Genomic DNA, 14,375 nt, shown 5'->3' with positions numbered 1-14,375 from the left:
ATAACTCCCAAACCATTACCAATACCTTGCTGACGTCGTATTTCAGAACCCTCGGAATTAAAACAACAGCCGCGTACGGCATCGCGCATGCGATCCGAGAAAGTCCCGATCTCACTGCCTCCCAACTCCAATTGACTAGCCTGCACAAAGCGTTGATTATTGGCCACTTCGCCAAAATCCCAGCCTTCACCATAGAAGTAAGTGTCCGGGTCAACATCGCGTACGGCATCCCTTGCGGTAAGCATGACGCCTTTGGGTTGGTGGCCCATCAGATCAAAACGAAAACCGTCAATTTTGTAATCACGCGCCCAAACCCGCAAGGAATCGGTCATTAACTTTGCCATCATCCTGCGTTCGGTCGCGGTATTATCACAACAGGTGGATTGTTCAATAGCGCCTGTGACGGGATGCAGGCGATGATAATAACCGGGCACGATCTTATCGAGCACCGACTTCTGATCGAGTCCTGCCTGATGGGTGTGGTTATACACCACATCCATGATCACTCTGAAGCCAAGCTCATGTAGGGTTTGAACCATTTCCCGAAATTCTAAAATTCTGACCTGACCTTCCGGATTTAGTGCATAACTACCCTCTGGGACTGTGTAGTGATACGGATCGTAGCCCCAGTTGTAATTGTCGAATTGCTTTACCTCAGTTATCAAGGCCTGGGCTTTTTCAGAAAGCGGATCAAAGCTTTTCAACAGCACATACAGAGTGGTGTTTTTGTCAAAACTATTTTGACAAATGCTGATTGCTGAAGCGATCTGACAAACTTTTTCCAATGGATCATGCAGGTCAATAACATTTGCCTGATCCTCTTCAACTGTGCCAATGTCAAAGGTTGGCAACAAATGGATATTATTCAATCCGGAAGCTCGCAGACTTTTAAGATGCTTGATGCCGGCACTTTCCCGCTCACTGAAGGCTTTGTATTTGCCCCGACGAGTTGCATCGGACAGGCTTGTATCCGCAGAACTGAAGTCCCTGATGTGCACCTCGTAAAATATATTGTCTTCCGGGTTTTTCACCGTCGGAATAGCTTGATTGTCCCACCCTGCCGGTTTCGTATCTTTATTATCTAGATCGATGACCTGGGAGTACTCACTGTTCGTGGACAGACTCAAGGAATAGGGATCGGTGGTAACCAGCGATTCAAGATTGCCGGTTACGTAGTGAAAAAGTCTGATCTGATATTGGTAGTACGCGAACTCTAAAGATGAATCGCCTAGCGCCGACCACACCCCGGTTTGCGGATCCTCGATCATTTGCAGGCTGCGTTGAGCAGCTGGATTTTTATTTTTGTCAAACAACAAGACTGTGACATTTTCTGCAGTCGGTGCCCAAAGCTTGAAACTTACACCATCTGAATCGACTACGGCACCAAGATCGTTGATCTCATCAGCGTCATTCCCGGATCCGGTATAGAGATCATCGAGAACAAAACCGGTTTGCGCGTAGGAAACTTTAACGACCTGCTCGTCTTTATTTTTAACAACAACAAAGGGTAAGGCTTTTAACCAGTTTCTGGCCTCATCTTTAGTAAGCGTGATCTTAAAGGCCTGAAAATCATTAAGATGTGGGAAATTCTGATGCCAATTCAATCTTTCATCTTGAACAAGAGCCAATGACTCCTGATTGTCACTGCGAACCAAATCATAAGAATAGTCTGGATTGAATTCGGGCAAAACCAATAGATCAGCTTTAAGCCAGTGCGCAGACCGATCATTTTCGATTTCGACCAACTCTATCTTGTGACTGGAATATATTCCATTGGCAATAGTGGAGTCAGGGAACTGATTTAATGAGCATGCCAGCAGCAATCCCAAACACAGTATATGTATCGCATACCGAAATACAGATACCATTACTGAGCCTTACACACGTTAACTCCGAATGCTCCCAACTCCACACTCAAAACACCATTCGCCCTGACCATCGCCGGACAACTTCCCAGAATAGTCTCAAACCGAGTGGAGGTATATTCAATTTCCACATTCACGGATTCTGTAGTTGCACCCGTATTGATCACCACCACATATTCCTTATCGTTATCAGGATCAAATCTTGAAAACCCTAATACTCGGCCATCACGTTGACTTAGTCGTAGCTTTAGCTCACCGCGGCTTAACGCCGGATGAGCTTTACGAATTTCACTGAGTTGTGCAATGGTCAGGTATAAGGGGTGGTCGGAATCATAGTTTTCATCCGCCGTGGTCTTATCGGTACCTATCAAGTTATTGTCATTGTATTCAGCCACCATGCTGTGGAACATATCTTCGCGAGCAAGCTGATCACCACCATCACTGACAAAACCCTGCTCACTGCCACTATAGATTACCGGCACACCGCGCAGAAACATCATGATCGCGTGTGCGACTTTGGTGCGTTCTAGCAATTCACTCTGCGATATATCAGGATTCGCCGCTTTGAGCTTGCCGGCAAATCGTCCCATATCATGATTACCCAGAAAAACCGGTAGCCGACGGGCAGTTGCACTGCCGTTGTTATATAAGGTGTCGTTCATTAAAAAGTAATCGAATATTTCGGTACCACTTTCTTCGGTCATGACTTTTTCAACCGTGTCCTGGAAGGCAAAGTCCAGTGACTGCTCAAATCCATCCACGCGTGTGGTTTTTGCCAAACCCGCCGGATTCTGGTCATACACCTCTCCGAACATATAAAAATTCGGGATACCCTCACTCGCTGCATGCGCTTGCATGGCCGGCAGGAACTGTCGCCAGAAATTAGCATTTACATGTTTGGCGGTATCGATGCGGAATCCGTCCATACGATATTCTGTGATCCAGTATTTAAAAATCTCAATAAAACCATCTACCACCCGCGGGTGCTCGGTCATTAGGTCGTCAAGGCCTGAAAAATCTCCGTACAAAGAACTCTCGCCCCACCAGTCAGAATCGCCACGATTGTGATAATAGATCGGGTCATTTAACCAGGCTGGCGTTTTGCTGTTTTCCTCGCCATTTGGAATATATGGTCGATACGCGGTATTGGCATTGACCAGTTTGCTGAAATTTTCAGCTGTTTGATGTTCATCGGCATCACCAAGAAAACCCGGGTTAATTTCTAGCCCGTTTACATCACCTTGCGTGCTGTATGGGTAATCGGCTTTGGTCAAATACGGACAATCCCATTGCCATTCATCTCTGGATATCTCGGGGTTGTGGCATTCTCGCATTTTGATCACATCGGCGGTGTGGTTGGTAATGATATCCAGATACACTTTTATGTCTCTGGCGTGTGCCTGATTTACAAACTCCTTAAGATCAGCCCTGGTGCCCAGGTGCGGGTCCACATCGGTGAAATCCGTGATCCAATAACCATGATAGCCAGACGTTTGTTGCCCGGGCGGCCCTTGCACTGGTTTGTTCTTGTAAATAGGGCCCAACCAAATCGCTGTCGCGCCGAGCCCTTTGATGTAATCAAGCTTAGCCGTCAAACCCTTGAGGTCGCCACCATGATAAAAGCCTCTGTGAGTTGGATCGAATCCGTGTTGGAATTTGTCACCACCAAAACCACCCGTATCATTGGTCAAATCACCGTTCGCGAAACGGTCGGGCAGCATAAAATAGATGACATCGTCTTCCGGTGCACGAGATAGATAGTCCGTGAGCTCTTCAGACGAGTCAGCTATTGATCCAGACATCGGACTAAAATCCACTGGATTTGTTGTTTTTACACCATTTGGTGTGGTACAGGCGCAAATACAAACCAGAGCCAGTAGTGCTGTAGTTCTTGCATACGTATTCAAGTTACGCCGCTTTGACGGATTTAGCAATTGACGACAAAACACATGTTCTAAATTGAGCATTTGAGCTCTCTCCCAAAGTAATAATTTTGTACTTTTATGCTGTTATTTCAGCATTTTATAAGCGAATTTAGCTATTTGCAGATGATATTGAGATTTATAGTATAAACAGGAAAACCTAAAATTTGGTAAGCAAATACACAAACAATCATCCGGGACATTCTTGCAAAAAAGTGTTGCAGACCTACAATAAAGTCACCCGTAAATGCGATATTTTCACCCTGAGAAGGCATTTACACAAATAATACCTATGTCAACGCTCGGGAGGGTACAAAAGACATGTCATTATCCAAACTCAATAAGAGAAAATTATTACTGGGTTCCACCCTGGTCTCGTTTTCAGTCGCGGCAGCGTTTCCGATGTATGCACAAGATAATACTGAAGAAGAGGAAGCTGTAGAAGAAGTGGTTGTAACCGGGATCAGAACCAGTATTAGAAACTCTTTAGAAGCTAAAAAAGGAGAAAGCTCAATTATTGAAGCGATCTCAGCAGAAGATATCGGTAAATTGCCGGATATTTCCATCGCAGAATCAATAGCCCGCTTGCCTGGACTGGCAGCCCAACGTACTCGTGGTCGTGCTCAAGTGATCTCGGTACGTGGCCTTGGACCAGATTTCACTACCGGTTTATTGAATGGTCGTGAACAGGTAACCACTGGTGATAACCGTGGGATTGAATTCGATCAATACCCAGCTGAGTTGATCAGCCAGGGCATAATATACAAATCACCGGACGCGAGTCTGATTGGTCAGGCTATTGGCGGTACTGTTGATCTAAGAACCATTCGCCCTCTAGAGTATGGAAAACAAGCAATCAACCTGAATGGCCGCTACGAGTGGAACAGTCAGGGCGATCTGAATGCCGGTTCAAATGAAGACGGCTTCCGTTTCACTGCTTCCTACATCGATCAATTTGCCAACGACACCTTTGGTATTGCTCTTGGTGTTGCCTCACAATCATCACCAACTCAAGCAGAGCGTTGGGATGCCTGGGGTTATCCGGATATCGACGGAGATCTGATCATTGGTGGCGCCAAGCCTTATGTCGAATCACGTGATCTGGAACGTGATGCATTTTTCGGTACTGTGGAATACGCTCCAAATGATCAACTCACTGTCACTGGTGACGTGTTTTATACAGATTATAAAGACGGCGGTATACTGCGCGGCATCGAACTTCCGCTTTACTGGAGTGGCGCACAACTTCAACCAGGCTATACAGTTGAAAACGGTCTCGTTACCAGCGGTCAGTTCAATGGCGTAAAGGGTGTTGTGAGAAATGACAAACGTGCGCGTGATGCGAATCTGACCTCACTGGCACTCAATACCGAATACAAGGTGAATGATGACTGGACCTTGACTGCAGATATCAGTAGTTCTAAAGCCGAACGCGATGACATCGATCTTGAAACCTATTCAGGAACCGGAGCAGGTGGTAATGGCGCGACAGATAACCTCGGCTTTTCTATTGGTGAAGGTGGCGGATTCGTTTTCGATTCTAGCCTCAACTACGCAGACCCGAATACCATCGTTCTGACCGACCCGGGTGGCTGGGGACAAGTCGGATTTTTGAAGGAGCCGTCTACGGATGATGAATTGACTGCAATACGTCTTGACTCCGAGCATTTTGTGGGGGGTGATGTCATTGAAAGTATTGAATACGGTATCAATCATACCTCACGGGAAAAAGACAAGATCAGTATCGAGAACTTTGTAGATCTGGCCAATCCAGGCGCCGATAACACCACTGCAATCCCATCCAACTTGTTGTTAGGTTCGACTGCCCTGGATTTCCTTGGTATTCCCGGCATGGTTAGTTATGACCCTGAAGCTGTATTGGCATCAGGTGCCTACTCATTGCGTTCATTAGAAAATTTTGATGTTTTAACCAAAGGCTGGAATGTCACAGAAGATGTCACAAATTATTATCTCCAGTTCAATCTTGGAATGATGTGGGGTGACACTCCAGTAAACGGTAACATCGGTGTGCAATATGTTGAAGCTGAACAGGAATCTACAGGACCAAGTTTCGAAAATGGGGTTGTGACATCGTTCACAGACGGTGATGACTACAATGACTTTCTACCTTCTATGAACCTGAATTTTGAATTTACCGAAAATGACTACGTTCGCTTGGCTATGTCGAAGACGATGGTACGCCCACGAATGGATGAAATGCGTGCCGGACGCGGTTTGGGAAATAACTCACAAATTTGTGCCCTTGTAAACGGAGTACCTACTCTCGGTGACATTTCACATAATCCTGAAGAAGGGCAATCGTGTATTGGCGCAGGCGGAGGCAATCCAAGGCTACAGCCATATGAGGCTAATAGTTATGATGTTTCGTACGAGAAATATTTTACCGATGAAGCCAGTAATATTGCTATAGCCTGGTTCTATAAAGATATTTTGAGTTGGATTTCCGGTGGAACAACTTTAATTGATGTTTCTGAAGAAGTAACTGAAATTTTTGGTGCTGACTTTCTAGCGGACAATCCAAACCTTGCTGTTGGAACCCTTTCTGCCCCGATCAACACACAAGGCGGACATATTACCGGGGTTGAATTATCAACTAACTTGTCAGGCGGATTGTTCAGCCCGGCGTTGGAAAACTTTGGTCTATATTTCAGCTACACCTATAATGATAGTGAAATCACTCCTGAAGCGGGACTGCCGCCAACTGACATCCCCGGCTTCTCACGTGAGATCAAGAATGCCTCAATCTATTATGAGAATGACAACTTCCAGGCACGACTCAGTAGTCGTGACCGTTCAGACTTTCTGGGCGAAGTTGTCGGGTTTGGCGCCAACCGTGACTTTCGTGATGTGAACGGTGAAAATGTTATAGATGCTCAGTTGGGATACACCTTTACCCAAGGACGTTTCCAGGGTTCAAGTATTCTGCTACAAGCCTATAACCTGACTGATGAAGAATTCAGGACTTTCCTGAATGATGACCCGCGACAAGTGAAAGATTGGCAACGTTACGGCACTTCCTACATTCTGGGCTTTAACTACAAGTTCTGAGTATTAGAAATGTCATCAGAGAAACCCGCCTACATGGCGGGTTTTTTTATTGGCCCAGCACAAACAACGTGCTAATCTGTTTTTTCAATCTCACTCTTACGAACTCGATAAAAAATGACAGTGGACAATTCACATAAAATAAAAAGAGTCGTAATTGTCGGAGGCGGGACCGCAGGCTGGATATCTGCTGCGGCACTGAGTAAATTTCTCGGCAATGTGGTCGACATTGAATTAGTTGAATCCGCCTCCATTGGCACTGTTGGTGTTGGTGAAGCGACTATCCCGCAATTAATTCGACTGAATACAACTCTTGGACTCGATGAGTGCGAGTTCATGCGGGAAACCAAAGCCACTTTCAAACTTGGTATTGAGTTCAGTAACTGGGGCAAGGTCGGGGATTCTTATTTGCATACCTTTGGTGATGTTGGCATCAACCTATCGAATTTACACTTTCACCAATACTGGCTTCGCAGTATCCAGCAAGGCGCCAAGACCAGTTTGTGGGATTACTCCCTGCATAATACGGCTGCCTACCAGCAGCGCTTCGCCCATTTACAGAAAGTTGGCAACACTTCTATGGGCGGTCTTGCCTATGCTTTTCATTTCGACGCCGGTTTATACGCCAAGTATCTGCGTAAGTATTCTGAAAACGCTGGCGTTAAACGTACCGAAGGTAAAGTTGTTGATGTACAGCTGAGACCGGATAATGGATTCATCAGATCAATCAAACTGGAGAATGGACAGGAAATTCACGGAGACATGTTCATTGACTGCACGGGTTTTCGTGCGCTACTGATTGGCAATACATTGGGAATTGGCTATGAAAACTGGTCGCATTGGTTACCCTGTAATTCTGCAGCTGCAGTAGCTTCTGAATCTACTGAACCCTTGCTGCCTTATACAAAATCGACTGCGCACAGTTCAGGTTGGCAATGGCGAATTCCTTTACAGCATCGAACTGGTAATGGCCATGTGTATTGCGATCAGTTCATGTCTGACGATGAAGCCATTAAGATTCTGCTAAATAACCTGGACGCGGGCAAAATTGGAGACCCGCGGGTATTGCGTTTCGTCACCGGGCGTCGTGAAAAATTCTGGCACAAGAATTGTGTCTCAATCGGGCTCTCGAGCGGTTTTCTGGAACCTTTGGAATCGACAAGTATTCATCTGATTCAATCCAACATCAGTCAATTGATCGGATTGTTTCCGCATCGGGATTTTTCTCCCGTTGATATCAGTGAATACAATCGCCAGGCTGGCGAAGAATACGATCTGATTCGGGATTTTCTAATCCTGCATTATAAGCAGACTCAACGCACAGACTCCGATTTCTGGAAATATTGTCGCACTATGCCTATACCCGATTCATTGCAACATAAGATGGATTTGTTTGCCGAAAGTGGGCGCATAGTGCGTGAACCCAAAGACCTTTTCCGTGACAGTAGTTGGGTACAGGTTATGCTTGGACAAGGAATAATTCCAAAATATCACCATCCATTGGCAGACAGGATCACGGATGAACAACTTAAGGAATTTTTAGCGAATGTTAAAAATATTGTAGACAATACAGTAAATAAACTACCTGCGCATTCCGACTACTTGAATCAATATTGCCTGACCTAAACAGTTAGCGTAGCAGGCGGCTCGCCAGGTACTTACGTAAATTTGCTTCACCCTGCTCGCCCAATTCACCCAGCACACCACGCTTGCCCTCTGGCAAGTGGGCTACCGGGTCATCGCCGGTTTGAAAAATATATTGATCAAATAATACTTTCCATGACATTCTTTCAACTTCCGGCATATTACGAATTGAAAGAATGGCGTGCATTAAGGAGTGCATTGGCGTAAATCTTGTGGCGGTTGGACCCTCACGCCACCAGAAATTCACCAACATGCCGACGTCATCCAGTGACTCTACATGATGCAACCATAAACTTGGTATAAACAAGGCGTCACCCGGTTCGAGTTCAGCAATTTGTGTGTGTTTAGCGGCTTCAACGAATTTTGGAAATCGCTCAAGATCTGGATTGTAGGGATCAACCAGGCTACTTGGTTGCCCTGCTATCGTAATATCCAGTGGGCCTATGTACATATTGGGCACTTGTTCGATCGGGAATAATGTGAAACGACGACGACCCTTCGTGACGCAGGCAATATTTTGTGGCAAATCCCAATGAGCCGGCACCCGGGTTTTATTGCCAACCCAGATAGAGAAAAGCTGATCTACTTCTGGATTAATCGCCGGATCGATCAAGGGATTTGAATGTTCTTTGGCAAAACCCGGGAGGTGTTCGGAGACATTCACTGCGCCCGCATATAAATAGGTTGAACCATGGACCCGGCTCTTATCCAAAAGCTGCTCAAGCACATGCGACAAGCTTTGTTGCTTACGCACAAAATTAAATGTTTTGAGATCATCTGAAAATGTAAAAAAACCACCCATATCTGCAGCACCGTGAAAACTCTGGACTGGTTTTTCCAGACTGAAGTCTGTTAAATAGTCTTTCCATGCGCTGTCAGAGTCTTTGGCTATTTGTATAACTGGCCAGTCACTCACAAGACCTCTCAGAATAGCCGGTTGCGCCAAAGGTAATATTTCTCGAGCAAATGAATCGCGATCCACGTTTTCCCAAACACGTACGGATTTTGCATTTTCTTGCAAATTGAAATTCACATTACGGCCTTGCAAAAGCGATTAATGTATTCTGCATGACTTGGCATACTTGCTGCCACTTTGGCCATAAGCTCTCGCAAGTGTTGCAAGTTATACAATGCATCTTTATTTGGGTTGAGATCAAGTTTAGGGTCATAGTGTTGTGGCCAGTGATGTTGGCCTAAATACACAGCAAGCCAGCTGGGATTAGCAAAAAGCTCAACCCCGTCAGAAACAAGCCTCCCGCTTGTCTGGAAGTGATCCATTTTATATTGCAGTGATTCCGGGATTTGCATGTTTCGAACATAGTTCCAGAATTCGGAATCATCGCGCTGTGTTGCCTTGTAATGTAATATCAAAAAGTCCCGTGTGGTTTCGTATTCCTTTATCGTGATACGATTAAACTCTTGTTCTGCGAGTCCATTATTTTTTGACTCAGGAAACAATGCTATTAAGCGACGAATAGCTGTTTGAATGAGATGTAGGCCTGTTGATTCAAGTGGCTCCAAAAAACCTGCTGATAATCCAATAGCTACGCAGTTTTTATTCCAAAACTTTTTCCGTCGTCCAGTGGAAAAACGTAATACAAATGGGTCGCAGGTTTTCTTGGTGTCAATATCATTCAGCAATACACTTGTCGCCTCATCATCAGACATATGCTCACTACAGTACACATGGCCATTACCGGTTCGGTGTTGCAATGGAATACGCCATTGCCAGCCAGATGTTTTTGCCGTGGCGCGTGTGTATGGAATAATGTCTTCCGCTTGTTCACTACCAACAGTCACAGCACGATCACATGGCAACCAATGCGTCCAGTTCTCATATCCTGTTTGCAGAGCGCCTTCTATCAATAAGCCACGAAAACCGGAACAATCAATAAAGAAATCCGCCTCAAGTGATTTACCCTGCTCAAGTTTGATGCTCTGGATATAACCACTTTCTGTATCTAGAGTTGTATTCACAACTTTGCCTTCTATACGTACGACTCCGCGTGCTTCTGCATACTGTCGCAAATAGCGTGAATACATTCCTGTATCGAAATGATAAGCGTAATCAAAAGTTGACTGAATTTTGCTGTGATCCCTGGATGGTGGGTGAAATTTTCCACGTACTGCAGCTGCCCAGGCCATACAATAATCATCCAGGTTCTCAACTTGTTTCTCTTTTTTAGCCTTTAGCCAATGCTGGTGTATTGGAATCGCATCAAAATCGACACCGTATGTGCCAAACGGATGAAAATATCGTGTGCCTTTTTTACCCCAGTCTACAAACTCTATGCCCAATTTAAATGAACCCATAGTTTTAGACACAAATTCATTTTCTTCAAGGCCGAGCGATTGATTGAATAGCTTAATAGGGGGTATAGTTGCTTCACCAACACCAATAGTTCCAATCGAAGCGGATTCAACTAGCTGAATTTCGCAACCACCCCGCAAAGCATTAGACAAAGCCGCGGCGGTCATCCAGCCGGCCGAGCCGCCGCCAACGATCAGGATCTTTTTAATCTGCTTATCACTCATAAAACCATGTATTCGTATGCATTTAATTTATCTTTGGGTACGATACGCTAGTATAGCAGTAGAACTTTTCAGCTTTCATGCAAACACCGGAACACTGACATGCACTTCATTCTCAAACCTGCTTCGTTTTTAACAATACTGATCCTTGCAGCATGTGCAGCATCAGGGCTTACAGTAGTGCCAGAAAATACCCTGCAGCAAGAAACCACAACGCTCAAGATCGGTTCACCTGATGGATTGATAGATTTCTCTCTTAGTGACGAGAATGGGCAACTGAGATATTCGGTCACACGAGGTGCTGCCGAAGTCATCCACTCCTCGCGTCTGGGTCTGCGCTTTATTGAGCAACACGGTTTTGATGAAAAACTGCGGATTGTAAGTTCCAGTCAAAGCTCGGTTGATACCAGCTGGGAACAACCCTGGGGCGAACGGCAATTTATCAAGGACCAGCATAATGAACTACTGGTTTTGATCGAGCGCACGGATAGACCTCAGCTCATGAGTATGCGTGTCCGGGTTTTTAATGATGGTCTTGGTTTCCGTTACGAAGTGCCAGAACAAGCTGGATTCAAGTCCGTATCTATTAATGACGAACTGACCGAATTCAACCTGGATGAGAATGCCACCACCTGGTGGATTCCTGCACGCGAATGGAACCGCTATGAATACCTTTATGAAAAAAGCCCCTTAAATAAAGTCAAGATGGTGCATACCCCTGTCACCCTGAAGTTATCCGACGGGACGCATGTCAGCCTGCATGAAGCCGCCCTCCTGGATTACTCCGGAATGTCCCTGGAAAAACTGCGTAGCGGTAATTTGAAAGCCAATCTTGCACCTCGTTCGGATGGCGTACTAGTCAAAACCAAAGCACCGTTCAAAACTCCATGGCGCACCATCCAAATTGCTTCGGATGCCGTGGGCTTGATGAATTCTGATCTTATCTTGAATTTGAACGAGCCTAATCAGCTTGGCGATGTATCCTGGTTCACACCGGGCAAATACATCGGTATCTGGTGGGCAATGCACATGCGCGAACGCACTTGGGGCAATGACGGTATTCACGGTGCGACCACTGAAGAAACCATGCGCTACATGGATTTTGCCGCGCAACACGGATTCAATGGTGTGTTGGTTGAAGGCTGGAATCTAGGCTGGGATGGTGACTGGTTTCATAATGGCGATGTATTCAATTTCACCAGGAGCTATCCGGATTTTGACATTGCAGCCGTTGCAGCCTATGGCAAAAAAGTCGACGTGCCACTAATCGGGCATCATGAAACCTCAGGAAATATCACAAATTACGAAAACCAGATGGACGCTGCTTTTGACTTGTATGAAAAAAGCGGCGTTCAAGTCATAAAAACCGGCTATGTGGCGGACGCCGGTGACATAAAAAGAATTGATGCAAATGGCATTGCACAATATGAATTTCATGATGGACAACATATGGTTGACCATCACATCAAGGTGGTAAAAAAAGCCGCGCAACATAAAATCTCTATCAACCCGCATGAACCCGTTAAAGATACTGGACTCAGACGGACTTATCCCAACTGGGTGTCACGCGAAGGTGCTCGTGGCATGGAGTTCAGTGCCTGGGGAGTACCGCCTAACCCACCGGAACATACCACCATACTTCCTTTCACGCGATTATTATCCGGGCCCATGGATTACACGCCCGGAATATTTGAATTGCGTCCGAGTGAGTTACCGCCAGTAAGAGAGGACATGCCCAGAAATGATGTACGCTCTCGAGTTGAAACAACTTTGGCCAAACAATTGGCATTGTATTTGACCATTTATAGTCCGATTCAGATGGTGGCCGATCTACCCGAACATTATGCCAAGCATATGAACGCGTTCCAATTCATAAAAGACGTTCCCACCGACTGGTCCGAATCAAAAGCCTTACAAGGCGAGATTGGTGACTTTTTGGTGATTGCACGTAAAGACCGAAATAGTGAAGACTGGTATTTAGGCGCAATCACAGATGAACAGGCACGCGACTTCTCCATTCCTTTAGTGTTTTTAGAAGCTGGTAAGCAATACACGGCACAAATTTACCGCGATGGTCCATTGGCAAATTACGATTCGAACCCGTACGACATTGTGATTGAGGAACGCACCCTGGGATCGACTGATACTTTATCACTCAGTCTTGGAAATGGTGGTGGAGCAGCGATCAGATTTATCAAGAAATGATTTTACAAATTCGGTTTACGTGCCTGGACACGACAAGAATTTGAATAAGCCGTCACTTTTTGATGGCTAGTTATTAAAGCAAATCAGATACTCTTCCGGGGCTTGACCGCGGCATTTATGAATACGTGAAATGGGAATCCCGGTCATATAACGATACAAAAACTGATTAAAAACAACAACTTGGCTTAATTCAAAGCGTAATTTTCGATACTTGGCCTAATTCCGTGTATATTATCGGCACACCCCAGCTTGCCAATAATAATAAAAATCCATACCTAATTATGCCGACCCATAAGATCAAAGCCATAGACATTGCTCACCTCGCCGGGGTATCACAACCCACGGTATCGCGAGCATTGCGTAATAGTCCATTGGTGAGCAAAAAAACCCGTGAAAAAGTTCAAGCCATTGCCAAAGAACTGAATTATAAAGTGGATGTGCACGCGAGCAACTTACGCACCCAGCACACTAACACCCTTGCGCTTTTGATCCGGCGTGATTCGGATGACCAATCCACCATGATCAATCCGTTTTTCACCACCATGCTCACAAGCATTACACATGCCGCTGCACGTCACGGATATGACCTATTGGTTTCATTCCAGCAACTCAGCCAGGACTGGATCGCCGATTACGAATCGTCAAAAAAAGCCGATGGCATTATCTTTTTAGGCTACGGTGCCTACACCGATTACATTGAACGCATTTCATCCTTAAAAGACAGTGACGCACACATCGTGACCTGGGGGCCTGTGGTAGAGGGTCAACCGGGGTATTTTGTTGGTTGTGATAATTTTTCCGGTGGTTACCAGGTTGCAAAACATTTGCTAGAACTTGGGCACAAGAATATTGCTTTTATCGGAGATATTTCTGATGACAGTCCGGAATACCGTGATCGCTTTAACGGGTTCTCCACTGCTTTGCAGGAAGCGGATTTAACCATCGACCCGCTAATGCACCATGGCGCACACTCTTCCGAGGAGTGTGGTTATACCGCCGCCCGGGAACTGTTAAATCGTGACATGGATTTCACCGCCGTATTTTGTGTCAGTGATTTGATTGCGATTGGAGCCATTCGAGCCTTTAATAAACATGGCCTGAATGTACCGGAAGATATTTCTGTGGCCGGTTTTGATGACAT

At 45.5% G+C, this 14,375-nt stretch carries 8 protein-coding genes; 4 read left to right on the top strand and 4 right to left on the bottom strand.

The genetic code is table 11. From position 1 onward, the window contains the following. Positions 1–1,868: pullulanase-type alpha-1,6-glucosidase (pulA, locus tag HKN88_04145; GenBank protein ID NNC97244.1), on the bottom strand; the 1,868-nt coding region annotated here is incomplete at its 3' end. Continuing rightward, a complete protein-coding gene (locus HKN88_04140; GenBank protein NNC97243.1) occupies positions 1,868–3,667 on the bottom strand; it encodes an alpha-amylase in 1,800 nt (599 codons plus the stop codon). The genes pulA and HKN88_04140, both read right to left, overlap by 1 nt. A 441-nt stretch (positions 3,668–4,108) precedes the next feature. Between HKN88_04140 and HKN88_04135 the strand changes: the two genes are divergently transcribed. Together HKN88_04135 and HKN88_04130 are read left to right on the top strand one after the other, a co-directional pair. Next, entirely contained in the window at positions 4,109–6,856 is a 2,748-nt protein-coding gene (locus HKN88_04135) for a TonB-dependent receptor (GenBank protein ID NNC97242.1), read from the top strand. 114 nt (positions 6,857–6,970) lie between these two features. Then, positions 6,971–8,479: a tryptophan 7-halogenase gene (locus tag HKN88_04130; GenBank protein NNC97241.1), complete on the top strand. Its 1,509-nt coding sequence runs from the start codon at positions 6,971–6,973 to the stop codon at positions 8,477–8,479. Positions 8,480–8,483: 4 nt separating this feature from the next. Here HKN88_04130 and HKN88_04125 read toward each other — a convergent pair whose 3' ends face one another. Together HKN88_04125 and HKN88_04120 are read right to left on the bottom strand one after the other, a co-directional pair. Beyond that, positions 8,484–9,518 (bottom strand): cupin-like domain-containing protein, encoded by a 1,035-nt coding sequence (locus HKN88_04125; protein ID NNC97240.1) that lies wholly within the window; start codon positions 9,516–9,518, stop codon positions 8,484–8,486. Between the two features lie 8 nt (positions 9,519–9,526). Beyond that, positions 9,527–11,032 carry a tryptophan 7-halogenase gene (locus tag HKN88_04120; GenBank protein ID NNC97239.1) on the bottom strand — a complete coding sequence of 502 codons (1,506 nt, stop codon included), beginning with the start codon at positions 11,030–11,032 and terminating at the stop codon, positions 9,527–9,529. A gap of 99 nt (positions 11,033–11,131) precedes the next feature. On the opposite strand from HKN88_04120, the gene HKN88_04115 reads away from it, so the two are divergent. Together HKN88_04115 and HKN88_04110 are read left to right on the top strand one after the other, a co-directional pair. After that, positions 11,132–13,234 (top strand): glycoside hydrolase family 97 protein, encoded by a 2,103-nt coding sequence (locus HKN88_04115; GenBank protein ID NNC97238.1) that lies wholly within the window; start codon positions 11,132–11,134, stop codon positions 13,232–13,234. A gap of 281 nt (positions 13,235–13,515) precedes the next feature. After that, the coding region (locus tag HKN88_04110; GenBank protein ID NNC97237.1) for a LacI family DNA-binding transcriptional regulator at positions 13,516–14,375 on the top strand (860 nt) is incomplete at its 3' end.

Source organism: Gammaproteobacteria bacterium (assembly GCA_013001575.1).
GTDB lineage: Bacteria > Pseudomonadota > Gammaproteobacteria > Steroidobacterales > JABDMI01 > JABDMI01.
Note: the sequence above shows the minus strand (reverse complement) of the source record. Positions and strands in the feature narration are given on the sequence as shown.